Annotated in this window: 19 protein-coding genes and 5 pseudogenes; 14 read left to right on the plus strand and 10 right to left on the minus strand. The window is 54.8% G+C overall.

Annotated elements, in window-relative coordinates; genetic code table 11:
- Positions 1-165: 165 nt before the first annotated feature.
- Together ACODNH_RS01915 and ACODNH_RS01920 are read right to left on the minus strand one after the other, a co-directional pair.
- Positions 166-2,364, minus strand: coding sequence for a pentapeptide repeat-containing protein (locus tag ACODNH_RS01915; RefSeq protein ID WP_434530042.1), 2,199 nt, complete (start codon positions 2,362-2,364; stop codon positions 166-168).
- Positions 2,365-2,988: 624 nt separating this feature from the next.
- Positions 2,989-3,882: a DUF4352 domain-containing protein gene (locus tag ACODNH_RS01920; protein ID WP_434530043.1), complete on the minus strand. Its 894-nt coding sequence runs from the start codon at positions 3,880-3,882 to the stop codon at positions 2,989-2,991.
- A 420-nt stretch (positions 3,883-4,302) separates the two neighbouring features.
- Between ACODNH_RS01920 and ACODNH_RS01925 the strand changes: the two genes are divergently transcribed.
- Positions 4,303-4,695, plus strand: coding sequence for a hypothetical protein (locus tag ACODNH_RS01925; protein WP_434530044.1), 393 nt, complete (start codon positions 4,303-4,305; stop codon positions 4,693-4,695).
- 2 nt (positions 4,696-4,697) lie between these two features.
- Positions 4,698-5,063, plus strand: a complete 366-nt coding sequence (locus tag ACODNH_RS01930; RefSeq protein WP_434530045.1) for a TRAM domain-containing protein — start codon at positions 4,698-4,700, stop codon at positions 5,061-5,063.
- Between the two features lie 453 nt (positions 5,064-5,516).
- On the opposite strand, the gene ACODNH_RS01935 is transcribed toward ACODNH_RS01930, so the two are convergent.
- A complete protein-coding gene (locus tag ACODNH_RS01935; RefSeq protein ID WP_434530046.1) occupies positions 5,517-7,457 on the minus strand; it encodes a hypothetical protein in 1,941 nt (646 codons plus the stop codon).
- A 127-nt stretch (positions 7,458-7,584) separates the two neighbouring features.
- Between ACODNH_RS01935 and ACODNH_RS01940 the strand changes: the two are divergent.
- Together ACODNH_RS01940 and ACODNH_RS01945 are read left to right on the plus strand one after the other, a co-directional pair.
- Positions 7,585-8,843: pseudogene (locus ACODNH_RS01940) on the plus strand (IS4 family transposase).
- A 1,419-nt stretch (positions 8,844-10,262) separates the two neighbouring features.
- Positions 10,263-11,090: an IS5 family transposase gene (locus ACODNH_RS01945; RefSeq protein WP_434530047.1), complete on the plus strand. Its 828-nt coding sequence runs from the start codon at positions 10,263-10,265 to the stop codon at positions 11,088-11,090.
- Positions 11,091-11,173: 83 nt separating this feature from the next.
- Here ACODNH_RS01945 and ACODNH_RS01950 read toward each other — a convergent pair.
- Positions 11,174-11,467 (minus strand): annotated as a pseudogene (locus ACODNH_RS01950) (helix-turn-helix transcriptional regulator); the annotation flags it as partial.
- Between the two features lie 400 nt (positions 11,468-11,867).
- Here ACODNH_RS01950 and ACODNH_RS01955 point away from each other — a divergent pair.
- The 3 genes from ACODNH_RS01955 to ACODNH_RS01965 all read left to right on the plus strand — a co-directional run bounded on the left by ACODNH_RS01955 (position 11,868) and on the right by ACODNH_RS01965 (position 13,023).
- Positions 11,868-12,128, plus strand: coding sequence for an ArsR/SmtB family transcription factor (locus ACODNH_RS01955; RefSeq protein WP_424330985.1), 261 nt, complete (start codon positions 11,868-11,870; stop codon positions 12,126-12,128).
- A gap of 350 nt (positions 12,129-12,478) precedes the next feature.
- Positions 12,479-12,775 carry a hypothetical protein gene (locus ACODNH_RS01960; RefSeq protein ID WP_434530048.1) on the plus strand — a complete coding sequence of 99 codons (297 nt, stop codon included), beginning with the start codon at positions 12,479-12,481 and terminating at the stop codon, positions 12,773-12,775.
- Positions 12,772-13,023, plus strand: a complete 252-nt coding sequence (locus ACODNH_RS01965; protein WP_434530049.1) for a hypothetical protein — start codon at positions 12,772-12,774, stop codon at positions 13,021-13,023. Before ACODNH_RS01960 ends, ACODNH_RS01965 begins: the two co-directional genes overlap by 4 nt.
- A 153-nt stretch (positions 13,024-13,176) precedes the next feature.
- Here the strand turns inward: ACODNH_RS01965 and ACODNH_RS01970 are convergent.
- The 4 genes and pseudogenes from ACODNH_RS01970 to ACODNH_RS01985 all read right to left on the minus strand — a co-directional run bounded on the left by ACODNH_RS01970 (position 13,177) and on the right by ACODNH_RS01985 (position 17,601).
- Positions 13,177-14,452 (minus strand): annotated as a pseudogene (locus ACODNH_RS01970) (IS4 family transposase).
- 192 nt (positions 14,453-14,644) lie between these two features.
- Complete coding sequence (locus ACODNH_RS01975) at positions 14,645-15,763, minus strand: hypothetical protein (protein WP_434530050.1); 1,119 nt, start codon at positions 15,761-15,763, stop codon at positions 14,645-14,647.
- Positions 15,764-16,091: 328 nt separating this feature from the next.
- Complete coding sequence (locus ACODNH_RS01980; protein ID WP_434530051.1) at positions 16,092-17,084, minus strand: transposase; 993 nt, start codon at positions 17,082-17,084, stop codon at positions 16,092-16,094.
- A complete protein-coding gene (locus ACODNH_RS01985; RefSeq protein WP_434530052.1) occupies positions 17,059-17,601 on the minus strand; it encodes a hypothetical protein in 543 nt (180 codons plus the stop codon). The genes ACODNH_RS01980 and ACODNH_RS01985 overlap by 26 nt, the downstream gene beginning before the upstream one ends.
- A gap of 516 nt (positions 17,602-18,117) precedes the next feature.
- On the opposite strand from ACODNH_RS01985, the pseudogene ACODNH_RS01990 reads away from it, so the two are divergent.
- The 5 genes and pseudogenes from ACODNH_RS01990 (at position 18,118) to ACODNH_RS02010 (ending at position 22,009) form a co-directional block, all read left to right on the plus strand.
- A pseudogene (locus ACODNH_RS01990) lies at positions 18,118-18,414 on the plus strand (hypothetical protein).
- Positions 18,411-18,663, plus strand: a pseudogene (locus ACODNH_RS01995) (hypothetical protein). Before ACODNH_RS01990 ends, ACODNH_RS01995 begins: the two co-directional pseudogenes overlap by 4 nt.
- A gap of 320 nt (positions 18,664-18,983) precedes the next feature.
- Entirely contained in the window at positions 18,984-21,422 is a 2,439-nt protein-coding gene (locus ACODNH_RS02000) for a PAS domain S-box protein (RefSeq protein WP_434530053.1), read from the plus strand.
- A gap of 27 nt (positions 21,423-21,449) precedes the next feature.
- Positions 21,450-21,746: a hypothetical protein gene (locus ACODNH_RS02005; RefSeq protein WP_434530054.1), complete on the plus strand. Its 297-nt coding sequence runs from the start codon at positions 21,450-21,452 to the stop codon at positions 21,744-21,746.
- Positions 21,747-21,760: 14 nt separating this feature from the next.
- Entirely contained in the window at positions 21,761-22,009 is a 249-nt protein-coding gene (locus tag ACODNH_RS02010) for a hypothetical protein (protein ID WP_434530055.1), read from the plus strand.
- A 128-nt stretch (positions 22,010-22,137) separates the two neighbouring features.
- Here the strand turns inward: ACODNH_RS02010 and ACODNH_RS02015 are convergent, their stop codons facing one another.
- Positions 22,138-24,177 carry a hypothetical protein gene (locus tag ACODNH_RS02015; protein ID WP_434530056.1) on the minus strand — a complete coding sequence of 680 codons (2,040 nt, stop codon included), beginning with the start codon at positions 24,175-24,177 and terminating at the stop codon, positions 22,138-22,140.
- Between the two features lie 246 nt (positions 24,178-24,423).
- On the opposite strand from ACODNH_RS02015, the gene ACODNH_RS02020 reads away from it, so the two are divergent.
- On the plus strand, positions 24,424-24,675 hold the full coding sequence (locus ACODNH_RS02020) for a hypothetical protein (protein ID WP_434530057.1): 252 nt from the start codon (positions 24,424-24,426) through the stop codon (positions 24,673-24,675).
- Between the two features lie 265 nt (positions 24,676-24,940).
- A complete protein-coding gene (locus ACODNH_RS02025) occupies positions 24,941-25,621 on the plus strand; it encodes a hypothetical protein (protein ID WP_434530058.1) in 681 nt (226 codons plus the stop codon).
- Between the two features lie 339 nt (positions 25,622-25,960).
- Here ACODNH_RS02025 and ACODNH_RS02030 read toward each other — a convergent pair whose 3' ends face one another.
- Positions 25,961-26,965: a hypothetical protein gene (locus ACODNH_RS02030; protein WP_434530059.1), complete on the minus strand. Its 1,005-nt coding sequence runs from the start codon at positions 26,963-26,965 to the stop codon at positions 25,961-25,963.
- Between the last annotated feature and the right edge of the window lie 30 nt (positions 26,966-26,995).

Consider the following 26,995-nt stretch of genomic DNA (forward strand, 5'->3'; position numbering starts at 1 on the left):
TTTATCGTTCGGTGTCGAGTTCAAGCAGGCAAGCCTCCAGGTCGCGGCTTCGGGTGGTGTCCTTGGGTGAGCAGTACTGACTACATCCTCCAGTCAATCCGGACTCACCGGCGGCCTCAAAAACTCGAACACACGATAGCGAAACCCGATATTTAGTCAAGACGGTTACCGCTCGGTCCGACGGCCAAGTACGAAAATAAATAGCGCGACTAAGACAGCTCCCAGCAACGACTCAACGCCGACCAGTATCTGCGAACCGAACCCGCGTGGCGCGAGATCTCCGTAGCCGATCGTCGAGAACGTAATCACACTGAAATAGAGGCTCTGTCCCATCGTGGTCAGCACCTCGCCCGGACAACACGGTTCGGCAAGCACAAACCGGAACAGGCGGTCCCGTGACCCGGAATAAATCCCTCCAACCCACGGATAGAGCAGCGCCGAACCAACGATGACGCCCACAGACCACGCGACAACGCGCCGGAGACTCTCACCGTGGCGGGTCAACCCGCCTGAAAGAGTGAGGGCCCCCCATCGTCCCCAATGTCCGAGTGCTGTTGTGAGTGCATCTCGGTCCGTCAGAGGGGGCGGCCAGTCAGCCAACCGGCGGTGGTGGGTCCGCTCGGCCTCCTGTTTGCGAACGTGCGACTCACGGGATTCTGTGGAGAGTGCATTCTCTTTCTGGAGCCGTTCGAGTCGGCGGTGAACCCACGCCCCGGCCTCGGCGTTCGTGTCTGTCGTCTCGGTAAACCATCCGTCAAGCGTCTGGTCCCGCTCGTAGATAGTGGTGCCAGTCTGGTTGTCAAAGGTCGTCTCGGCATTAATACGAGCGTTCGTGAGATTTGTCTGGTACAGGCGGGCGTTCGTGAACGTCGCGCCTCTGAGATCAGCATTCTCATAGACGGCGTCCTCAAAATCCGGGTAGGAGTAATATCGTGTCACGTCGTGGCGTGTAACGAGACCACGCTCGATGGCGTCTCTGGAGACACCATACTTGGGAGTTGGGGTGTCATCATCCGTTGATCCACCCGAGGACTGCGAGCTCCCGAGAGGAACTGATGACGTTGTCCCGACTGTCGCGTTTCTGGCATCGACGCCCGTCATATTGGCTTGGTACCCGTAGATACCCGAGAGGTCGGCATTGTTGAGGGACGCCTCCGAGAGGTCGGCATTGTTGAGGGACGCCTCCGAGAGGTCGGCATCGAAGAGGTCCGCGTCGGTGAGGTCGGCACGCCAGAGGTCCGCGTCCGAGAGGTCGGCATCGTGGAGGGACGCCTCCGAGAGGTCGGCACGCCAGAAGTCCGCGTCCGAGAGGTCGGCACGTTTGAGGTACGCGTCCGAGAGGTCGGCACGCCAGAAGTCCGCGCCGGGGAGGTCGGCAGATTGGAGGGACGCGTCCGAGAGGTCGGCACGTTTGAGGTCCGCGTCGGTGAGGTCGGCATCGCTGAGGGACGCCTCCGAGAGGTTGGCATCGCTGAGGTTCGCGTCCGAGAGGTTGGCATCGCTGAGGTTCGCGTCCGAGAGGTTGGCATCGCTGAGGTTCGCGTCCGAGAGGTCGGCATCGCTGAGGTTCGCGTCCGAGAGGTCGGCACGTTTGAGGTTCGCGTCCGAGAGGTCGGCATCGTGGAGGGACGCGTCCGAGAGGTAGGCATCGCTGAGGTTCGCGTCCGAGAGGTCGGCATTGTTGAGGGACGCCTCCGAGAGGTCGGCATTGTTGAGGGACGCCTCCGAGAGGTCGGCACGCCAGAAGTCCGCGTCCGAGAGGTCGGCACGTTTGAGGGACGCCTCCGAGAGGTCGGCACGCCAGAAGTCCGCGTCCGAGAGGTCGGCATCGTGGAGGGACGCCTCCGAGAGGTCGGCAGATCGGAGGTACGCGTCCGAGAGGTTGGCACGTTTGAGGGACGCGCCGGGAAGGTCCGCGTCCGAGAGGTCGGCATCGTGGAGGGACGCGTCCGAGAGGTCGGCATCGTGGAGGGACGCGTCCGAGAGGTTGGCACGTCCGAGAAACGCGCCCGAGTGGTCGGCACGTTTGAGGTTCGCGTCCGAGAGGTCGGCACCCCGGAGTACTTTTCTCGTGAGAGAGATCTTGTCTTTGATTTCAAGCCCGGATAGAATCGCACCGTCGGGTAGCTTATCGAAAACTGATGTCTGCGCAGCGAGTTCGTCCGAGACACGGGCAGCCAGTGCGGAGACTGTCTTGTGCTCTGTTTCCCCTGGCTGGACGTGCCACACACAGCGCTGTGCATCCTTGACAGACTTCCGCAGACAGCAGGACTGGTGTATCGGGTCCTCAGTTTGGATATCCACCCGCTCGCAGTCTGTCGGCCACTCGTACCCACAGTAATCCGCTGGCTCGGTTTCGCTCATATTCTACGCGGGGTAGCACTGGGATATAGAACTATTCGAGCCTGGTCCCGGAGCCGCTGGTCTCAATTGGGACACCATCGAGTTCGGTTTTCGTGAGTTGCTGGATTCAATTCAGCGTCTGAATCTCGCCGACTTCGGAACCCACGAGCAGAGAGATGGCGTCTGGGCCCGGTCATTATGCAGACACGGTGAGGGGCCCCGACCATTCGATACGCTGCGTGCATACCGGCCCGACCAATCCAATATGGGACATGCATACCACGTTCGTAGCGGCGATTGGTGAAAAAAGTCGAGTTCTAAAAGTCGATTGGCCGACCCCGGTAAAGAAATGGAAAGCATTGGTCGGCGGTACCGCCTAGTCGACTGGCTGGTAGTTCGTTCTCTTAGCAGTGCTCCCACTGCTATAGCCAGCCGGCAGTGCTGGTGCTTGCAGCAGCGCTTGCTCCTTGCAGGTGCTACTAGTGGTGTTCGCTGGTGCTATTCCCGGAGGGACCCCTCAACTCTTATTCGAAAAGCGCGCGCGTTAGGCGGAGTGGCGAGGGACGATGCAAGTTCACCCGCGAGCGCCATCGGCCAGTCAGAAAACACCCCCCACATGAGCGACCGGCGGCGGCGAGGAGTAGGCTATTCTGCGGTCCAGAGGGCGGTAATTTCGCCGCCGTTGGGCAGTCCATTCCAGACTACTTCTATGTCTTCGCTAGACACATCCTCCGGCAGTTCGTACGCAATCCAGCCCTCGCGGACGATCCCGGGCTGGACCTCGCCGCCGTCGTACTGGTTCTCGTCCTTGTCGATGTAGGTTTCCTCGTATTGTGATTGGCCGGCGACGAGATTCACGTCGTAGGTGCTGGGCAGCCGGGCTGATTCCTCGGCCGTGTTCTCGGCCCGCACCGTAATCAGCGCCCACTGGCTGCCGTCAGGCGCTTCTTTGGCCGCGGTCTCGTCGTCGTAGTCCTGGTACTCATAGCGAGCGGTCAGCCGGACCTGGGTCACCGTGACGTTGACGCCATTCGGCGCGGGATAGGTCTCGCCGACACTGGTGCGAAACGGTGTGGTGTCGACGCTGACCGTCTGGTCGAAATCACCCAATGAGTACTCGTACTCGTAGAGGTAGTTGTGATGCCACTCGTCGTTGCCCTGCGCGCGTTCGGTCATGCCCGGCCCGACATCGGTAAAGTCCCAGGTCCCTGTTTCGCGCCAGTCCGAATCCGCAACGCGGGAGTACATCGGCACTTCGAGCGTGCCGGTCGTATCACCGACGTTCTGGACTGCGATTTCCGGAACGTAGTTCTCCTCGAGGGCGACCTCGTCGGGGAAGTCCATCGAGACCAGCTCGAACTCTGCACCTGTTGGCTCGGGCGTCGGCTGCGGCGAGGGTTGGTCGTTGGCTGTCAAGGACGTCGTCTGCTCCTCGGTCGGCGTGTCCGGCGGCGTGGTCGCCCCGCCGCCATCGGTGCTGGACCCACAACCAGCTAGTATTGCGGTACTATAGACGGCGAGGTATGTTCGCCGGCGCATGATATGTCACTTTCATAGACATCTAAGTAAAAGGTTCGCCCAGAGCCGTGAACCGCCGGGAAGGGCGCGAAGCCCGCGGGTCACTCCCTGGCTGGACGGCGGCCGATAGCCACCGGCGCTATTTCGGGTGGTTATTCAGACACGACGTTTCGAGTGTTCTCCCGAACGCGGGTGACAGCGTCGGCCAGCGTGTCAAGTCACTGTTCAAATGTGAGACGCGCCCACGTCTACAAGTTGTTGATGGATATTACAATAGAGAGCTGTAATCCGTTTTGCTACGATAATAATAGCTGGCAAATGTCTGAGTGAGTCTAGAAGGCTGAGAATGTACAGAGAGTTTGAAAGGCTGAGAGTGTCTGCACGTCTTAACCTCCGAAATGGACTTTCCATACACCGCCCGTAGAGTGTGGTGTGGTTTCGATGACAAAAAATGAAAACTCCACGGAACCGCCGGACCCGCCCCTCGACCTTTCATTTCCGAGCCGGAGCCGGTACGTCGACACGTACGGCGAAGACTTCGTTGACGTCATCAATGACACGCTGGACAGAACAGCTCCCGTTCGGGATCATCGTTTCTACAACGTGGTCCAGGCGTATTGCAGAATTGACGACGATCAGGTCAAGATGAAGGACGGCAGGAGTCGGCCAAAAAAGAAGCACGAGAAAGCTACTGAAAAAGTCGCTGACGAGCACGATCTGTCCACTGCGACGATAAGAGAGATTTGCCGGGACCACTACGAGTGCTTGAGCCCGACGGAGCAGTTAGTTAATGACCTCGAACGCATCGCTTCAGAAATTAACAGCGAGGAATAGCCATGACTCACCACAACCCGACTGACGACCGCCTTAGCACGCTCGAATCGCGCGTTGAAAATCTCGAATCCCGCTTCGAGACGATTGAACGGGTCTTCTCCTCTGAGATTATAGAGAAGGCTGATGCCCATGCTGCAGCGTGTCAAGAAGATCCAAGACAGCAGTTCGAAATCGGCGACACCCACGACGTGGTTATTAGCGATATGGAGCAGGATTATAATGGCAAAACGGGCGTCGGTAAGATTGACGGAGTCGTGACGTTCATCGACCCCACTGAAACAGAGATCGAGACAGGGGACGTCGCCACTGTCCGGATCACAGACGTCAAAGAAAATGCTCTAGAGGCGATGGCTCTGAGTCGCTCGTAGTATCGGCCTACCTGTCCTCGCAAATATTTCACAATACATCGACAACAGACTCGAAGAGCGACTATACGTCGACGACATCGACTTGAGCGGTGAAGAGTTGCTCCATGCCGCTCGCGAAGTCCATCCCGATGGAGTGCCCGATTGGGGGGATGCGTACGACCCAGACGAAGCCCAAGAGTGGGTCAATATACGCCAGTCATGACATCGTAGCCCTAACGAATTGCGTGCAAAACCCGGTAAATTCCGAAACAACTGCTACACTGACGAGATTGAATGGAGTGGCGAAGAACTACTGCATGCGACGCGGGAAGTACGCCCGAGGGGAGTACCAGACTGGGGCGACGCGTTTAACCCTGCCGAAGCGAATGACTGGGTGGGTCTTCGGTAAGCGAATTCGCGGCACCTCGGTCGCGGAAGCTGTGCAACAAATTCCCCCGAATTTTGAAACAACTGTTACGACGAGTCTGGAGGGATATATTCGCCGAGCGTAATGGTTCCCCCTCCGCTTCCGTCTGGATCATCCTCAAGGGAGATTGCGCCACGCAAACGTGAGGCGTCAGGTGGCTGCTCAATATCAAGTGACACACGAGGGTCACTAGCCCCGTCAATATATAACTCAGCAATAGACCCGTCATATGTGATCCGGAAATCGTGTGAATCTGACCAGTCAAGCGGATTAATTGGTTGGCTTGCCTTCTTACCCCGGAATCTTTGTGGTTCTCCCTCACCTTTACCTTCAATAATATAAGAGATTGAATTCACTCCACGGAAGGTAGGAGGTTCTATCCCGGTAGTGAACCCTATTCTAACATTGTTTTCTTTGAATTCCCGCTCCAACCTGACCTGTCGCCACGTCGCTTCCAGCGGAAGATCCTGCTGAGGATGGTCATAGAGCGCCGTTGGGAACGCACGAAAGCTGCTTCCATCCACCGATATCCGGACCTCTGCATTATCGGGATTAAGTTCCACACCCGGGGTCGCAGAGTCGTCAAATGCACGCCAACCGGATTGTTGGTTGGCTTTTATCGGCGTAAATGCTGTCGCCCACGCCCCGATCTCGGTCGTCACCGTCAGCGTCGCGAGATAGAATTCGTCGGCTGCCGGTTCCTCGTCGATTTCGATTGTTTCCCCCGTGTCTCGTTGGATGAGGCTCTCCCAGATTGAGTCTCGATCCGAATTTTCCATCTCTTCTGCCAGCTTTCCCAGCAACTGAAATAGTAATTCGAAGTCCAAGTCACTCAGGTCCACATCAAGCAGTGATTTCGGGAGTGGGCCGAGGACGAGCCAGCCGTAATTCGTGATCTGGTCGGCTGGCGAGGACTGGAATCCAGTTAGGGTGAACCCTTCGGTATCGCCAGGGGGTTCAATTGGTCGTGCGATTCCCTGCCTGGTGATTGCGTCCAGATTGTCTTCCGGTTGGTCGGTGTCGCTTGGTGTATCAGTTGGGGTAGCTGTACTGGTCGGGGTTTCAGTAGGAGTCTCTGAGTCGTCGGCTCCGACGACGGTGATTTGTGGATTCGGGGTTTCACCGCCAACCGTGATGAGTTCAGCAGTCTTCGCCATGCCAAAGATGTCACTGTCCTGTTCTGCGTCTCTTCTATTCTGATCCGTTACGATCAGTTCGAGTAGATATCGGCCAGTATCGTTGTAATCTACCTGTGGGAACTTACTCGTATAAACCGGATCCTCACGCTGCGTCTCTTTATCTAGAAAACCGGCTAAAGATGGTATCCCTTCACCAAATATCAAATTGAAAAACAATTCTAGAAGATAATCAGTCCAGGTCCCATCTACGATTCTGTATTTGCTCCATTCGAACTCTGCGATATGCGAACTGGATAGTATCGTTTTATCAGCACTATATGTATTATTTGATAAAGAATCTGTTTCAAGCGGCCCTGCGATGGCCGGTTTGGGCGTAGGTTCAAGAATTCCCAAGATGGGCTTCTTTTGAGTTTGGAAGCGGTCTGGAGGCTGATTTTCAACCCTCCTCTTACCCCTATGTGTAGCCTCAAAAATATATGCAGGATAATTCTCACCGGATTCTATTTTCTTGTTATCAGCGAGTGGTAGTTCTTCCTCAGATAGTTCGTCTCTATGTGGATAACTATTCAAACGGATCTTCCACAGCGCCAGACCGTTCTTACCATATGGTAGATTTACGTCTAAATTCTCCGTGAGACCGGAGTCAGTTTGCGACCAAACGGTGAATGCCCCTCCCATCTCGGGCGTCACATACACATCGAACATAACGTGATGCCCAAGTGCGTGACCGGTTTCGGGATACGATTTTGCGTATTCCGTATTAAATCGGTGCGGCGGATCGGTGGTATTCGGACCGATTATACCTGTATTTGTTATTATCAACCCAGCTGCAGTAAGACCAAGACCCATTCGTCTTTAGCTAATCTGAGAATCAGATGACAGCAGCGGCTTATCGAGGCTATTTTTCGAGAGGAATGAGGAGGTGACGCCTGTGCACAACGACCCCTCCTCATCCCGAATTGTGAGTCGTCTCACTATGCTCTTTCCATCGACGATGCTCGAAGAGCACGCCGAGGAACTCGGCGTGGTCGAACGGGACAGCAAGCTCCAAGTCCCGGCTCTCGTCTGGGCATTCGTGTTCGGCTTCGCCGCAGGCGAGAGCCGAACACTCGCTGCCTTCCGACGCAGCTACAACAGCACTGCCGACAAGACCCTCACGGCAGGTGGCTTCTATCAGCGGTTGACACCGCTATTGGCAGAGTTCCTCTGCGACCTCGTCGAGCGACGCATCGACGAGGTCGCTGTCCCCCATACGGTCAGTGACGAATTCGACCGATTCAGGGACATTGTGGTTGCTGATGGGACGATTCTACGGCTTCATGAGTTCCTTTCCGACGAGTTTCAACCCCGCAAAGGGGAGCAGGGTGGAGCGCGGCTCCACCTGCTCCACAACGTCACCGACCAGACAATCGATCAGTTCAGCATTACCGACGAGAAAGCGCACGACAGCACCGGGTTCGACACAGGACCGTGGCTGGAAGGACGGTTGGCGATACTCGATCGACGTACTTCAAGTACCGCCGCTTTGCGCTGATTGACGAGAACGGCGGCTACTTCGTGAGCCGGCTGAAAGACCGTGCAAACCCGGTGATAACGGATGAATTACGGGAATGGCGCGGTCGCGCCATTCCGCTGGAGGGTAAGCAGATCCAGAACGTAGCGGATGAACTGCACCGCCAATACATCGATGTTGAGGTGGAAGTTGAGTTTCAGCGTGGCCCGTACGAAGGCACGCGGTCGTGGGACACCAAGCGGTTCCGCGTCGTCGGCGTCCGCGACGAGGACGCCGACGACTATCATCTGTACATCACGAATCTGCCGCGAAGCAAGTTTCTCCCGTGTGATCTTGCAACGATCTACCGCTGTCGCTGGGAAGTTGAGTTGCTCTTTCGTGAGCTGAAGACACGGTACGAACTCGATGAGTTCGATACGACGAAGAAGCACATCGTCAATATTCTGGTGTATGCGGCACTGTTGACGTTGATCGCCAGCCGGACGCTGCTTGACCTGGTCACCGAATACGCCGAAGATGACGCCGTCTTCCCGCCAGAACGCTGGGCGGCGACCTTCCGGTCGCACGCCCAGCTCATCCTCCACGATCTCAGCCAGCATCTCGGCTACTCGCCACCGCCACTGTTAGAACGAATGACTGAAGACGCACAGAAAATCCATCAAGAACGACCGATTCTCCAAGAGAGGCTCGCTACTGCCACGCAACAGGAGAGTGCGTGTTAGCTAAAGACGAATGGACCAAGACCTACCAGAGGATTAGCTCCAATAGCCCCGAGATACGCCAGTTCCGTCATACCGGCTATAGTCAATCCAACACTAAGGCCGGTTGTTCCGAGAGAGGCTATCTTTTCATCGTTTTCAAGCCTTCTCCGCAATCGATTCACATTCTCTTTAGATATCCCGGATATATCATCTGTATTCGTTGGACGCCTACCGACAATTCCATTCAGAGTGGACTGACTGGCTCCCTTCAGCGTGTTCCGGAACTGATTATGGTCATAGAACCAGAATTGACTCGGAGTCCTTCTGATTGAAATAGCGGTCGCCTCAGTAGGTGGATCTAACGAATTCGGATACCACCAGACAGATCGGTTTGGAACGTTCGGATTTTCGGTCGTTCTGTACTGTCTCGAGGTTATATAAAATCTATCAGCCAGTTTCGGCATTTCCAGATTCGGACTTGGTACTCTCCAATTGAATTTTGAGTTGAGTCTGGTTTGTTTGGGTCCTATAAGTTGGGTGCCGACAGATGATAGTGCAAACGTATGTTTCCATGCCCCCTCATACCGAGTCTTGCTCAGAAAGTCATCTGATGGCTCATCGTAATTCTGCTCTATCAGTCTCTCAGTAAGAGGATTTCCATTAGGTGCCCAACTTGTCCCGATATATTTTAATGTCTTACTTATTTGTACTGAATAGGGCGCAGTAGGACCCGTATCACCTACCGAGAGATGATTCACTAATCCCCTTGTAGCGATATCCCTGCGAGCCGTCCACGTTGATGTTGGATCTCTCGGAATGCCGGCGGTTCGGTTCGAGTCATGGTTACATCCCGCGACTGCTGTGGCACCGCCAGCGGCTACAAGTGAAAGTAGCTCCCGTCGAGATAGCTCCACATTATCTGATGAAGCCATATAGTTAGAACATAAACACTAATACCTCATATTTATTTCCCGTACATCATTATATGGCAATAAATAAACATCTCTAGCTGACGACAAAATGAGGGTGACGGGGATTCGGGAGTAGTCAAGATTGATATTTCGATCATCACATCTGAACAGTCATGGTCTGAGCATCTCTGGGGATTTCCTCCCGAATCGGGGCGAGGCAGACTAGCTCAGTTCCCCATTCATCGAAAGCCGCGGTTCGCCTTCGATCAACATATCCATGCCAACCCAGCCAGATACAGCCACCGCTGACGACGCACCATAATCGATGCTGGTGACCGTTCCGATCACAGGCCTGTCGCCCGTGAAACATCCCTCTTCTTTGCTGGTCTCGCTCCTGTCGACTATTGCGACTATCCTGATGCTGTTACATCGGGCGCTCGGTGTCTTGATCCGGCTCTGGTGAATCGCGGGACAGCGTCGGTTTCGACCGTCAGAACTAGGAAGATGAAGCGGGAAACCGTCGATGTCCATGTCGAAAATTTCCCGCTTCACAAGCAAAGTCGTTCAGTTAGCTAAAAATGCTGTTGGTGAGCGAGGCGAAGTCGCCGCCCCCGAAGGGGGTGGCGGCTTCGCCGAGTATGCGGTGGTGTCGCTACACTGTCTACGGGTTTACCTGGAAAAATCCTACCGAGAAGCACTTGATTTGCTGAGCGAGATGCCACAAATACTCGGGGAGATTGGCCTCGACGCGGCCGATCTCCCCGACCACTCGACACTGGTCAAGTGGTTTGACAGAATCAAGACAGCACTCTGGCGAGTGCTGCTGCGCCTCTCGGCGCAGCTGCACGACCCAAGCGGCCATGCCGCTATCGACGCGACGTTTTTCGACCGAGAAAACGCTAGCAAGCACTACTGTCGCCGGACGAATTACCGTGTTCAAACGCTCAAAGCAACTGCTCTCGTCGACACAGAAAGCCGGGCTATTCTGGATGTTCACTGTACGACCGAGAAACGCCACGACACACAGCTCGGCTGGCAGGTCGCCCGCCGCAACGCGGGCGACCTCGCCAGCCTCGCTGCCGACAAAGGCTACGATTGGATGGATTTACGCGAGAAACTCCGCGAAGAAGGCGTGAGACCACTAATTAAACATCGTGAGTTCCGGCCCATCGATCACGCGCATAACGCGCGGATCGATGGGCCTCGATACCGTCAACGAGCAATGTGTGAGACCGTTTTCTCGACGATCAAGCGCACGCTCGGCGACGCCGTGCGTGCGCGAACTTGGTACGGTGAATTTCGTGAACTCGTCCTGATGTGTGCGGTTCACAACATCAAGCAGTCTCTGAAACCGTGAAATCAAGCTACGTCTGGCGATTCACCACGGCCAACTTGTTTGATATTCGAGCGGCTACTGTGCGTTGTCATTACTGTCCACCCCCCATCGGCGACGGGTCGGGGCAGATCACACAGGCCTGCGAGTGTTTCCGCGTGGTGCTGGAGCTTGTGTCTGCCAGTGTCAGTCAACGTATACACGTTGGTGCGGGCGTCGAGTTCGTCCCGGTTGATGAGGTCCTGGTCGAGATTCTGGTAGAGGCGGCTGTGGTTGATCGGATCGGCGTAGCGCTCGTCGAGATAGTCCTTGAGCGCGAGGCCATACGGATCATCGTCGACGGCGGCGATGGCCTCCAGGATGTCGCGCTGGAAGCCCGTCAGTTCGTCGTAGGTCGTCATCGGTCGCCTCCGGTGGTATGCATCTGGACGAGACTGGGACGTGACTTGGTAAGAGTCTGGGGCGCGCGTGACCGGAAGTGGCTTTTTGGCGTCCGATTTTCGTCTCTGGCCCGCTGTGGCGTGTTCGTGGCACGTTCAGGCGATGACCGGAAGATGACCGGAAGTGAGCGGATGTCCCGCCGTCTGGTGGTTTCCGAATGACCGGAAGTGCTGGTCGGTGGCGAGCGATGCGACTCTTCGTGGGTGGGCTTGCCGGTGGTCATGGGTTCAGTGCGACGCTGTGTGCGAGAGTAGGCGTCGCTTATTTCGTGATGTTACACCCGACACCCATAATACTTGCTCTGGAAGAACACTTGTAGAGAGACATTACTATGTCCGAACCGACCAAAATGCTCTCAAAGTGTCTAAGCCCGGACCAGACCCAACGGTCACCAAAATCGACGTTTTGAAAGAAATTAGGCTAGCTTATCCACCGGTTCAGGCACCTAAAGATCTCGCTGAACGGCTGGAGATTAGTAATACGGCAGTCAGCAATAAGCTAAAAGATATGGAGGAAAACGGGTGGGTCGAATCAGAACGTGTGGGGCGTGCCCGGGTATATTGGATAACGGATGACGGGCGAGCTCAGTTAGATCCAGAGTTCTCGTCAGGCAACCAGTAGACAACTGCATTTCCTACTTTATGACGTTCTATTCGAACTTCAGGGCCCATTGATTGCAAACGCTGTCGGATTCGAGTTTTAGATAGTCCAACCCGCGTGGCAATGTCTGAAGTAGTTACAAACGGTTTCTCTACATCTTCAAAGCATTCTAGTAGTTCTTTATCACTGACTTTCCGCTCTGGGCCTCGGGCAGACATCTTGTCTCATTCGATAGTTGTTTTTCTAGGGCAATAGTTTTTTGTTTGTCTAGCCCAACAGTACAAGTAGGAACATACGCGCCGCTGGTCGATTTCTCACGAAATCGCCCCGGTGGTAGGAACACCGAGGCGCGTGGTTCCAGGAGAGAACCAATGGCAACTACGCAATCCAATCCACAAGAACGTACCGCACGCGAACTACTCACCCAGGGCCGACCGCTTTTCCTTGGCGTCGACGGCGAGGGTGCCGCTCACTACTGGGACAGCTACGAGTTCGCCGTGGCTGTTGTGGCGGCTGATGGGGATGCCGAGCACGTTGTATTAGCCGAGACGCCCTTGGAGACGCTTTCCGACTGGTGTGAATACACGCGCTCGGGGCGCGGCTGGGACGTTGGGCCGCACGTCGGTGGGTCGCTTGTTGGTGATCTCGTGCGAGGTGTTGAGGCGTGAGCTGCACCGTCGAAGAGCGGAAGCGTGTTCGGCGTGCTGCACGGGCGATTCGTGAGGAAGTGGCTACTGAGTCCGTGGACGTGCTCGCGCCGAGCGCGAGTCAGTACGGTGAATGGACGCTTGATGCCGTGCTTCGGGATGCTGAGGGTGTGCCGCCGGAAGTGCTCAGGGAGTTAGCGTTGGCCGGGTTGACGTTACAGCCGACGCCGTCACAAGCCGAGTATCAGCACGTGGCAGCGACAGTGTAGGTTGAATAGAGCGCTAACAAAGGGTGTATAGGACTCATAATTGTGGTTATCTATCCTAACTCCACTTCCTGACAGCCATCTATTGCTCGGGTATTTTTCTGTAACAGTTGCTCAATAAGCGTGAGAACAAACCCGTGGCACATTCGTCTTTAGCTAAGACTCACACCTCGGTTGCGTAGCGGTAGCGAGTGTCTCTTGGAGTATCGGTCGTTGCTGGTGGATTTTCTGAGCGTCTTCAATCAGCCGCTCCAGCAACGGCGGTGGCGAGTAGCCGAGGTACTCACCGAGTTCGTGGAGGATGAGCTGGGCGTGCGACCGGAAGGTCGCCGCCCAGCGTTCCGGCGGAAACACGATCTCGTCGTCGGCCTGCTCGGTGACCAGATCCAACAGATCACGACTCACCAGTAGTGACAGCAACGCCGCATACAGCAGAATTTTTACGACATCCGGGTCGCTTGTGTCGAACTCGTCCAATTCGTACTGCGTCTTCAGTTCACGAAACAGTGTTTCTATCTCCCATCGACACCGATACAGCGTTGCTAAATCGGCCGGGAGAAACTCGTCTCGCGGCAGATTCGTAATGTAGAGATGGTAGTCGTCGGCGTCCTCGTCGCGGACGCCGACGACGCGGAACCGCTTCGTGTCCAGCGACCGAGTTCCCTCGTACTGACCTCGCTTGAACTCCGCTTCGACCTCTACGTCGATGTACGTCCGCGAGAGATCATCGACTACATCGTGGATCTGCTTGCCCTCCAAGGGAATGGCGCGGCCGCGCCATTCCCGTAATTCTCCCGTTATCACCGGGTTCGCGTTCTCTTTCAGCCGACTCACGAAATAGCCGTCGTTCTCGTCGATTAACGCGAAGCGGCGGTACTTGAAGTACGCCAGATCGAGCAAAACCAGCCGTCCGTGCAGCCACGAACCCGTCTTGAACAACGTGCTGTCGTGCGTTTTCTCGTCCGTCACGTCGATCCGTTCAATCGTCTCATCGGTGGCATTGTGGAGCAGGTGGAGCTTCGCTCCAGCCTGCTCCTCATGACGAGCCTGGAACTCCTCAGAGAGGAACTCGTGCAACCGCAACACCGTTCCATCAGCGATCATCACGTCCCTGAATCGGTCGATATCAGCGTCAACAGCGTCGGGAACAGCGACCTCGTCGAGCGCGGTCTCGACGAGGTCGCGGAGGTACTCCGCCAGCGTCGGCGTCAACCGGTGATAGAAGCCACCGGGAGAGATCGGCTCGTCAGCCGTGGAGTTGTAGCTGCGTCTGAAGCCGGCGAGCGTTCGGCTCTCGCCTGCGGCGAAGCCGAACACGAGCGCCCACACGAGGACGGGAATCTGAAGCTTGCCCCTCTCGTTCGACCACGCCGAGTTCCTCGGCGTGCTCTTCGAGGAACTCGGAGGGAAACAGTGTAGTGAGCCGACGCATAATTCGAGGTGAGGAGGCATCGTTGTACACAGACGCCGCCTCCTCATTCCTCTCGCAAAGAAGCCTCGATAAGCCGCTGCTGTCATGCGGTTCTTCTCTTAGCTAAAGACGAATGACCCGTGGCATTATATATCATAGACTTGATTCAGGTTTTAAATGGCATATGATCCAATGATCGGATAAATTAGGCTATTACTCAGAAATAGAGATGTCCGTTGTTGCTTCAGCAACGGGGTAGGGCGTCATCGATAGGATAGAAATTTGTTCTGTCTCTACGGGGAGACCAAGTGACCGATCTGTGCTTGCTGTAAGGCTAATACTATTCGTCGTGCCCGGTTGAACTGATGTCTCTTCGAATCCACCAGGAACTCCGTCAACAGCCGTTTTTAGGGTGAATTCATCGACAAGTGCATCACCGATTGTTAGATCATACGATAGATCTTCCCATACTAATTGTTCCGAGTCAACTTCTCCGTTAGCAGTGAAGTTCGATATCGAGAATTCAGGAACTGGGAGGGTGACGAGTCGGAAAAGTTCTTGGGTTACTCCAGTAAGTTCCATACGGTATGGATTCCCACCGTGATATGCTGACGGGAGTATTTCACTAGGTATTCGAATTCCGGCGTCAGAGTCAACAGCGAGGTCCGAGTCGCTCCCGATCTCAAATCGTATCTTTTCAGTTGGCGTAGGAATTGACTGAATAAATCCATGGCTCACTGACGAGGCATCAATCGTATCCGGAAGAGGGATATGGATCTCATCAGATACTATTTCTCCGTGGAGAATTTGTTTCTGCTCGTTAATGAGATCGCTGGGCACCTCCCTCGGATCATACGGTGTTGTATCAGGGAGTGTTTCTGGCCACAACTGTGGGTAAATTGTGAATTTTTCAATTGGGGACCGTCCTCCGGGTTCAAGGGGTTCCCCTACATCTAAGAAGACATTCGTATGTTCTCCTGGTCCATACTGGGTTCGCCATGTCTCTTTATCTCGGAACTCGATATGAACTGCCGGATAAGTTCGACCGGATTTATTCGTGAGGTCCATCTGTAAAAATTCGGGATTTCCCTCTTCAACATATACATCTCCTGTAATCCCGTATTCTGCAAACCCGTATCCAGCTAATTTTGGCTTTGAACGGGAGGGGGTACTAGTTGCCTGTGAGCTAGTGGTACTTTGGGGAGTGTTTTGATTAGAATTTGTTTTGGTTGGATTATCAGGCTCTGAGTTCGTACTGGAGCAACCGCTCAGTCCTGAAAAAAGACCAATCCCTAATCCTTTAATAATCCGACGGCGCCTCTTATTCGTCATGTGTAGTAATTATTGTGAGTGGTAATTAATGCTTTATGCTAATTTCATCACTATTTAATCTGTTTTTGATCATGTTAACTTAGTAATGACACGATATCAAAGAAATGAGAATTTTTGCACACCTCAGATTTTGAGAAACCTACCTGCTTAGACACGCATTGTAGCTATGCACCCACGAATCATCAAGGATAACCTATGGTATTTTTTCATAAATCTGTTTTAGACTGCCCCACTTGATCTCATACGTGTTATCAATATCAGGGGAGTACCCTAGTTTACCTTCTGTATAGTGGTGCTTTCGTGGGATGAGGGTGTCATAGAAGAGTTCTCACACTGTGATCACAGTACTTCCCGGATTGTCTCCTCGTTCATAGTTGGTGATAGCGACGACGAGGCGAAGGCACAGAGCGAGGAAAACCTGCGCTCGTGCGTGGACGCGGCCTCGGGCGTGCGTTCGCCCGAGGCCGCAGTCCTTCACTGATTCATTGGTTCGCTCAACTCCTGTGCGGCGGTTGTACGTCTCGTCCAAGATGGATTGCTTGAGCTGAACGTCCTCACTGTGTTCGTCGATGCGGTCTTCGACCCTGTACTTGATGTCTTTCGGGTCGTCAGTGTTTCGTGGGTTGTACGGAACGACTGGCACGACCCCTGCGACCAGCAGGTGGTCGTGCCAGTCGAGCGTGTCGTAGGCGCTGTCTCCAAGCATCCACACCGGCTTGGCGACGGCGAGCGCGTCACGCGTGACGCGCATCGCCGTCTCTTCTGGCGCTTGTTTGCTTTCGGTAAACTCCGCTGCGATCGGTATCTTTTGTCCGGTCGAAACGATCGTACAGCCGTAGCCGTAGTAGTACTCTTCAGCTGTGGGATCGTAGCATTTCGACGCGTCTGAATCGGCGGGCATCGCTCTCACGTCCGTTGAATCAATTGAGTACGTCAAGTCGAGCAGGCCGCGGCGGGCGGCCTGCTCGACGAGTCTATCGAACACTTCGTCAACGACGTGTTCGAGGTCGGTAAGGAAGCGATCGACCGCGTCTCTCGACGGCGGTCGATCGAAACCACAGCCAAGCCAGACGAACGTGTTCTGTAGCTCTCGTTCAATTGGACGAATGCCGTAGGTGTCGTGGTAGTAGCAATGGAGGAACCCACGCATCAGCTCTGGTGGCTCGTGCTCTCGTGTTCGCCCCGTCTCCGCCGGGGCGAACACGTCGAACTCTGCGAGAAACTCGAAGGAGAAATGCTCAAACAACGCTAACGTCTCGGTTTCCGCGACATTGAAGAACGACTCTACCGAAGGATCATCTTGCAGGGTCGCTGAGCTCATACCACCTCAGCATAGACCCTGCTCTTTGGTGTGGTAGTCGTTTTATGACACCCTCTTCTGTATAGTGGTGCTTTCGTGGGATGGGTATAATCCCGAAACGTTTCTCTGTATTTGCGGGATGGTGGAGTGATTCTTCAGTTGAACGAAATGACTCAATCGATTCTCCAGGCTCTGTATTCCAAGGGTGAAAATTCTCTTCCTCTATATCTTCCTGAATAGTAAGCTTAGCAGGATACGAATTCCCACCTACTATGAAACCAAACTTAGTCCGCCGCGGAATTTGAACCTCTGATTCTTTTTCTCCTAAGTGCTTAAAACGAATTGTAAATAGAATCCATTGTGTATCCTGCGGGGCCTTGTAGACATGATCAGATACCTCAGGATCAACGATCTCTCTAACCGGATACACTCGTTGAGGCCATATCTCAAGATTTCCAATTTCAACGAGTGAGCCTCCAGAAACTGTTTTAGGCGTAACTGTCTCCGTAGCTGAAGAGGTATTATCATCACTTGACATACATCCAGTGAGCAGCCCGAAACCGCTGAGAGTGCCCGTTGAAAGCACTTGCCGGCGGGTATATTTGTGCATGACTTAGCAAGGATTACGATGAGATATTGTATAAATATGGCTACTGGAGTTATTTGATAATAGCAATAACTAGTTGATTGAGATTGCTATTGAGGAGGCCCGAGCACACTGATGTAACATGGCATAGTAACGATGAACAGTCACAGAATTTGGGGGGGAATATGTGGATTTCGAGGGGCACCTCGTTAATCAGACCAGAAACTCTGCGCAGGGGATATCCTAGATGACGATCGGTTGCTCTACCAACGGACGGAGGACAAGCAAGTGAGGCACATGCTTGATTATGGGAGTGGTCCCGACAACATCATGAACCTCAATGAAGACGTACGGCCTCCGCCCCCATCGTCCGAGACCGGCGGTCGATCCGCCACGCCGAGACCTGTGCTGACTTTACCCTCTGTATCGGTCATATCTTTCTTGACAGATATCGATTTGATCAACGTGTTGAATAATGTGTGGTTACCCTGTACTGACCGTACCGCACGCGAATTACTCACCCAAGGCCGACCACTCTTTCTGGGCGTCGACGGCGAGGGTGCTGCCCACTACTGGGACAGCTACAAGTTCACCGTGGCTGCTATCGCGGCCGATGGTGACGCCGAGAAGGATGTGCTGGCCGAGACGCCCTTCGAGACGCTTGGAGAGTGGTGTGAGTACACGCGCTCGGAGCGCGGCTGAGACGTTGGGCCACATGTCGGCGGCTCGCTCGTCGGCGATCTCGTGCGAGGTGTTGAGGCGTGAGCTGTACCGTGGAGGAACGGCGGCGGTGTTCGTCGAGCCGCTCGGGCCATTCGAGACGAAGTAGCGACGGAATCGGTTAATGTGCTTGCGCCGAGTGCGAGCCAGTACGGTGCATGGACGTTGGATGCTGTGTTGCGGGATGCTGAGGGTGTGCCGCCGGAGGTGCTACGTGAGTTAGCGCTGGCCGGGTTGACGTTGCAGCCGACGCCGTCGCAAGCCGAGTATCAGCACGTGGCGGCAACGGTGTAGAGTAGCAGAGCGCTAACCAACAATAGCTGACCGATACCCACACTGTTGGTTAGCCAACTACCAATCTACATTTTGAACGTCGTTTGTTGCTCGGGTACTCTCCTGAAAAACTACTCAGTAAGTGTGCTTACCGAGTCGGTGATTCAGTCGAATATAGATGGAAAATCCCGTAAGAATATCTCTATGACACGCTCAGAGATACCAAAGGGGGAATAGCCAACTTGATTGATGGACAGAGGTTTGGTAGTATATAGAATCGTGGAACTAATTTATGTTCTGACAGTTACGGCTGACGCGAATTTGCCGCCGCCTGTGAACGTGTGCTTCCAGACCAAGGTGATATCCGGGTCATCTCCGCAATGTCGGTCGGAGAGGCTATTGATATCTTGGGGAGGGAGACACGGGTTGATTGCATCGTCAGTGATTACGACCTGCCAGATACGGATAGCATCGCGTTTCTTGAAGCAGTCCGTGCACAGGCTCCGACACTGCCGTTTATGCTATTTACAAACGAGGGGAGCGAAGCGGTCGCCGGTCGTGCCATTTCTGCCGGCGTCACCGACTATATGGTCAAAGAACGCCATGAAAATCAGTGGGAGCGTATCGCGACGCTCATTACCGATGCAGTCAGATACCACCGCAACCAGCGTGATATCGTCGATACGGAGGCCCGAGCTAAAACACTCCTCAACGCTGCACACGACATTATTGGAATCGTTCGGGATGGTGAAATAGCGTATCTCAACGATAGTGGAGTAACTGACATCTACGGCGGCGACCGCGGTCAGATATCAAACGACTCCATAGCGGACATTCTCCTCCCAGACGACGGCACTTCTCTCAGTTATTTCCTTGATGCAGTACAGTCTGGTTCTCGGACTCTCGACCACTGTAACGGGAAACTCATCGCTGCCGATGGGGTACATACCCCAGTTGCGATTACCGCAGCCAGAGTGATGTGGGCTGAAGCACCGGCGGTCATCCTCATTCTTCGGGATGTTGGTCAACAGAAAGAACTGCACCTCACGAACCGGGCCATCGACGAAGCGCCCATCGGTATCACGATAGCTGACGCCAACCAACCGGACAATCCGCTCGTCTACGCGAACAACAAGTTCTCAGAATTGACCGGCTATCAGGAAGAGAATGTAGTCGGTCAAAATATTCGATTTCTCCAAGGTGAGAACACCGATCCTAGCCCAGTCGCCGAGATGCGTGCGGCCATCGACGCTGAAGAACCCGTGACTGTGGAACTGCAGAACTACCGCAAAAATGGAACAGAGTTCTGGAACCGCGTGACAATTGCGCCGGTTACCGACGCTACGGGCGAGGTCACAAACTACATCGGGTTCCAAGAGGACATGACTGAACGCGTCGAGTACCAGCAGATGCTTCGTCGGTTCCAGCGAGCGGTCGAATCAGCGGGCCACTCAATCTATATGACCGATCCGGACGGTACCATCACGTACGTAAATCCAGCCTTTGAGCGGGCCACCGGCTACGAAAGCGATGAGGTCGTTGGCCAGACCCCGCGTATACTCAAATCTGACGAGATGTCCAACGAGTACTACGAGCGATTGTGGTCGACAATCTCCAGTGGAGACGTCTGGGAAGAAGAGATTCAAGACCAACGAAAATCAGGTGAGGTGTACTATGCGCACCAGACGATTGCACCATTAACTGACGACAATGGTGAAGTCGAGGCGTATGTCGCCGTCCAGCAGGATATCTCTGACCGCAAGGAGCGAGAGTTCAAGCTTCGTCAGTACGAATCTGCGATTGAAGATGCCGAGGAGTTGATCGCCGCAATCGATGAAGACAATCAGTATCTATTTGCCAACGAGGCATACCGCGACTTCCACGGTCTCGATACCGAGTCGCTGACCGAGATGACGCTCGGCGACGGCATCGGCTCGGATATCTACGAGACAGTCGAACCATACTTGCAGCAAGCGTTCGACGGCGAGAGAGTCCAATACCGGATGACACGAACACGGCCGACACGAGCAGACCGCACGTTTGAGATCCGATATTTTCCGCTCAAAGACAACGCTGGTCATGTTGAGGGGATCGTTGCGACGATGTATGATCTCACCGAACAGATCGAACGGGAACAACATATTGCGTCCCTTGATCGGATGCTACGGCATACACTTTATAACGAGTTGACCGTGGTTCTGGGGCACGCGGAGATGCTTCAAGATCAGGACTCAGATCAAGTAGTAGAATTAGCCATGACGATTGAAAAAGTAGCTGATCGCATCCTTGAGCAAACTGATAAGCAGCGCGAAATTGTTGAACTTCTTTTAGACCCATCGGATCCAACCCACCTCAACCTCGCCGATGTTGTGGATACCGCTGTCAAACGAGTGATGACGGAATATCCAGACGTTGAGATTACAGTCGAAGTTCCGGCGGACATACAGCTACTATTGATCCCTGAGTTACAACGGGGCATCGAAGAACTCGTCGAGAACGCGATTGTACATACTGGCGACACGCCAGCACAGGTGAGGATAACGGCAACGAAACACGCGACAATGGTTGAACTCAAAGTTATAGATAACGGGCCTGGACTCCCACCGGAAGAACGAAGCGTGATTTCAGGGGAAGACAGCATCGATTCGTTGACACACAGCAGTGGGATGGGGCTGTGGTTAGTCAAACGAATCATGTCTCGATTGGATGGCGATATCCAATTTAACGATGCTGAACCCACCGGTAGTATCATTTCACTTCATATACCAGCCTATACATAGAAACGTCCTGCCTCATACCGGTCACCTGTGAGTAGTCGATGCTTGGTCTGTACTGAGCGCCCCGCTCGCGAACTACTCACCCAAGGCCGACCGCTGTTTCTCGGCGTCGACGGCGAGGGGGCAGCGCATTACTGGGATAGCTACGAGTTTGCCGTGGCTGTTGTGGCGGCTGACGGTGAGGCAGAGAAAGTTGAGCTGGCAGAGACATCATTCGAGACGCTCTCGGAGTGGTGTGAATACACGCGTGGGGAGCGTGGCTGGGATGTTGGCCCGCACGTCGGTAGGTTGCTCGTCGGCGATCTTGTCCAAGGTGTTGAGGCGTGAGCTCAGTCCGCTGCATGGTCGAGAACCGGAAGCGCGTCCAGCATGCTGTCCGCACCCTCCGTGAAACCGTGCCGACCGTTCTGGTGGAGACGACGCCACCCGTCCGCTCGGAATACGACGCCTGGACGCTCGACGCTGTGCTGCGGACCAGCGGTGTCCCGCCTGAGGTCCTCCGAGAGCTGGCGCTGGCCGGGTTGACGTTGCAGCCGACGCCCGCCCAGAACGGGCATCAACACGTCGTGGCGACGGCTCGAGCCGGGTAGCGATATCTCTACTTCTTCCCAATTGTGTGTGTTTCGCATGGGTCGCGATGACCGAGATGAACTCCTGAGAGAGCATGACCCCGCGCTGGGTCTTGTCTGATGCAGGTCCCACGACGGTGCGAGTAAGTTCAAAACGGGCTAGTATGCATCTCCGGTGTGACCCGTTCAGATAGCCAGTCAGGCACGGGATAGTCGTCGGTTGTAACCCATGGCCCGCCAAAATCGAATCCAGACATATTCTCTGTGGCGGCTTCTCCAGTCATCTCGTCTGCGGAAAGCCCGTTTGACGTGGGGCTGCCGGCCGACGCTGACTGACCAGCGGCGTCAGCGTTCCAGTAGACATCCTCAACCGGGCCATTCTCGTAGTTTCGACCGACAGCGCCACCCACACGCTCTTCGCCGCTAACAGTCGCGGCACTAAACGAGGAAGCGACCCGACCGGGTGCATAGTTCGTTCCGACCAGTCCGCCGACTTCCGATTCGCCACGGACGCTACCAAAGACTGCTGAGTTTGTCAGATTTCCAATACTGTTGCCGGCGAGACCGCCAACGTTGTATTCACCAACAACTGTGGCATTCACTTCGACGGCGGATATCTCGCCAACCCGGTAGTTGGCATTCGGCTCGGCAACAACGCCAGCGACACCGCCAACACGCCGCTCTCCGCGAACACTCCCTGTAACAGTGACCTGCGTGATCGTGCCACTTGAGGTGCTGGCTACGCCCCCGACATTGTCCTGTCCACGGACGGAGACATTGCGGAGGTGGAGTCGCTTGATCGTTCCGCCATTGAGTGTCTTGACGACCCCACCGGCGCTGCCCGACCGATGGACAGTAAGTCCACGAACTGTGTGGCCGTTTCCATCGAGAGTTCCGGAGAACCGTAGTGTCGGGTCGAACCCAGTTCGCCACGTTGCGTCAATATCCGAGACGAGTTCATAATTAGCATCAGAGTCGACGCCGATGCACTCAAGCTGGCGGAGTGTCTCGATCTGGTACGGATCGCTAGCGGACCCATCTCCGCCTGCGAACGAAACGGCAACGCATTGATCCAGCGCATTAGGGCCCGGCATGAGCCGAGTTGGTGGAGTGTACATTTTCTTCTCGATATACTCCCAGTCGTCGAAGCCAGCGTCGGAGGCGGCTTCTGAGGAGTAGCTATAGTGATCCGAGGGAGAGTTGTAGTTCAATACACTCGGGTATTCGTCGAACGGAACGTCGGTACTGTCAATGCCATTGTATACATCAGGTACCAGACCTAACGAGTGCCCAAGTTCGTGTATGAACGTGGTCCCCATGCGTGTGTCGTCGACGGTCCCCGAAACGTGCATTATACCCACAGCGCCGCCACCATCGACAGACCCTGAGAGTGAACTCCGGTCAACCAAAATCGCGTAATGGTATGCTTGCCCGTTGTGGTCAAAATACTTTTCTTCGTATTCGTCTGTCTGCATACCTCCAAGCGTACGAGTGTAGGGAACCTGCTCACTCCTAATGAGATGGAGGTCGATTCCGTTCGTTCCATTCGGATTCGACACCGGTGCGTCGGCAAACTTGGACTTGATTAGCGCCCGCTCCTCGTCAGGAAGCGAGTAGCTCTTCATGTAGTCAATCTCGACGTAGACATCCTTGTGCAGTGGATTCGCGTCTGGATAGACGTCGCTGTGGACCTCCCAGCCATCAAGGAGATTGTCGCCATCGGTATCCCGAACGGATGGGTCAGTACCGTACTCGATCTCAGCACCATCAGCGAGTCCATCGTTGTCTGTATCGCGGTTACGTGGGTCGGTGTCGCGCTTCAGTTCGGCGGCATCAGCAAGCCCATCATTATCGGTATCAGCCGAGGTTGGATCTGTTTTGAGTTCAGTCACCTCACGATGATCATTGAGACCGTCACCGTCTGTATCAGCCTTGTTTGGGTCCGTTCCGAGTTCGGCTTCACGCCGGTCATTCAGCCCGTCATCATCGGAGTCTACCGATGTTGGTGTTACTGTCGATGTGGCAGCATTGATTTCGGTATCGGGTGCCGGTTCTTCGGACGGATTCTCGTATACCTCAGTCGACTCTGGCTGGGTTGGCTCGTTTTGCCCTATTCCGCCAAGTCCCGAGCACCCAGAAAGCAACATAAGGATTGCCAACACAATTGCGATCACTTGGCCCGAATCCATGCTACGTTGTCACTTTACGAAGAAAATAAGCCTACCGACATCCACCACTACAGCCGCTTAAAAGAATCCTCAACATGTATAGGGTGAAGAAGTGTCAACTTTATATGTAGTTATATTGATTGTATTCTCTCATTGGCACCGCCAACTGCTGATCCCACACCATGACCTCATACCCCTAGTCAAGTAGGGGCCACTCATACGCCCCCCTCTTGCTGTCGTCGGCGATCTGGTGCGAGGTGTTGAGGCGTGAGCTGCACTGTCGAAGAGCGCAAGCGGGTTCGGCGGGCAGCGCGGGCGATTCGTGAGGAAGTGGCTACTGAGTCGGTTGATGTGCTCGCACCGAGTGCGAGTCAGTATGGTGCATGGACGCTCGACGCCGGGCTTCGGAACGCGGAGGGTGTGCCGCCGGAAGTGCTCAGGGAGTTAGCGTTGGCCGGGTTGACGTTACAGCCGACGCCGTCGCAGGCGAGGTATGAGCACGTGGCGGCGACAGTGTAGAACAGCGGAGCACTAACCAACAAGTGAGGAATACTGGCCATGGCTGTTGGTTAGCCAACTCTGCAATCCGCATTCTGACCATCGTTTGTTTCTCGGGAACTCTCCTGAAATTACAGTTCAGTAAGCATGCAGATCTATAGTTTCGGATGACTGAATTCAGGTTGTATTTTTGAGTTCTGCGATCCCATACACGACTCCTTTCTGAATACTGGATAGATCCGCTTCATCCGTAGGCTTTTCAGTTAAGTGATGAACAGGATTTCTTATGGATTGGTCCTCTGTCACGCGATACCGCGGTGAGGTCACAATCGTCGTCGGCTTCATCTTGCTTCTGAACCCGCTAGTCGTGGGCGCGTTTGACATCGGTGACCCAGACAGGTATCGATACGAGGCCAGTGAAGTCTCGTTCTCCGCGAACGGCACCTACACGTTCTCAACCCATCCCGTTCCCCTCGACTCCGATGTGGCGTGTTTTGGTGATGAACCGAGTCGTTCCTGTGTTCTTGAGCGAGCTATCCATACCAACGGGGGTATCACGTACGATGGACCAACGAAACATTTCATTAACAACGAATACAGTTATGTCCATATCAGGGAAGAAGGGTTCTTCCAGCCCGTTAGCGAGGAGCGTCCAAACGGGACTGTCTGGTACGGACTTGAGGCCGTCTCACAAGAGGAAGCACTCAGATATATCGCAATCCCTCTGGAAAGTACTAACAAAGGCGTCCGAACCGCGATCGAAACAGGCTCCTACGAAACATCCGACGAACTCTCAGGTGCTCACGAACTCGTTCAGGCCGACAACAGCTACTACGTCGTCTATCCGACCGTGGTTCAAGAACATCGGGGGACAGAGCGAAGCCTCACAGTCGTCGTACTCCAGTGGCTGCTGGGAATTACTGGTGCAATACTGATTCTCCGCGGACAACATCACCGCATCAAATGACAAACCGTCGGATAACTCACTATCCATCGACTGGAATCCCGATAGACTACTACATACCTGTGCTATACTGACCGTCCCGCTCGTGAACTACTCACCCAGGGCCGCACACTCTTTCTCGGCTTCTCGACGGTCTCGACGATGGCGTGGATGTCGTGGTGATATGACGGGTGTCAGTTGGGTAGCTAACCAAAACACCCCGGCGTCACCGAGACCGCTATACGACGACTCAGCCATCAGCAGTGTGGGTTATTTATAGCCGTCCCCAAAAACCGCTACAAGCCACGTGACCCCAGTCGCTACCAGAGAGTCGAACGTCCGTGCGATAGTGTAGAGAGGCCGTTATCCGCTCGTGTTGTTCACCACTGTTACGGTCGACTCGTCGAGGTCGATAGCGACGCTATCAGTCTGTTCGGATGTGTTTTCGGCTTCGGCCTGACCGTCTCCGTCGGCCATTTCGATGTTCTCTTCAGCTATCTGGAGTTCGACCCAGGTGTGGGTAACGGTCTCCGCGTCGAGATCGACCGTCAGCATGACCGAACTCCCGTTTCCGTCGGGCCGCTGGAGTTCGATATCGACGGCGCCATCGGCGGTCGCTTCCGTGACTGTCGCTTCCAGCGTCGTTGCGTCCAGATGTGTCCGAACGTTGTAGCTCGTCTGTCCGTCGGCCACGACAAGATGCTCTATCAGTTCTCGGTCATCTTGTTCGAGCACGCCGACCTCGTCGACGAAGTTCAGATTTACCTCGTCGACGTCTGGCCGGACAGTTCGCACGTCGACCGTCTCGTTGGTTCGGTTGACCGTCCCCCGAACCGACGGGAGGCAGTCGTCGACAGGTCGGACGTGAATCCCGGCAACGTCCAGCGGTTCCACTCGCTCTGTGGACTCGTAGTACTGATTGACCTGTACTTCGAGGTGGCTGTATTCACCGAGCCCTGCGCGGTCGCTCGTCTCGTCGACGGCGAGTTCGGCAAGCCGCTGGCGACCGATTGCGTCGACTGTCGCACCATCGTGGTGGGTGACAAGTGTGACGGTCACGTCTCTGACCTGATGGCGGGTGCTGTTGCGCTCGGGACTGTCGAGGCGAAGGGCACCGCTGCATGTGCGTTGCGCTTGCTGGAAGGTGTACTCACTGTCGTTGGTCCGGGTCGCCGTTACGTTGATCTGCTGGTCCGTGTCCAGTCGCATGTCGACCGTCTCATTGGCCGGGGCGTCGGCCGTCTCGTTGATCGGGCCGTCGATCCCATCAGATTGGCTCGCGCCTGCGATGACGGTCGCGCCACTGGCGATTAACAACACGGTCGAGATGCCGAGGGCGTACATCGCGAGTCTGTAGTCACGTTGCATGATTTTCGCTCCATGTGGATTGATTCGGGT

This window comes from Haloarcula sp. NS06 (assembly GCF_051122755.1).
GTDB lineage: Archaea > Halobacteriota > Halobacteria > Halobacteriales > Haloarculaceae > Haloarcula.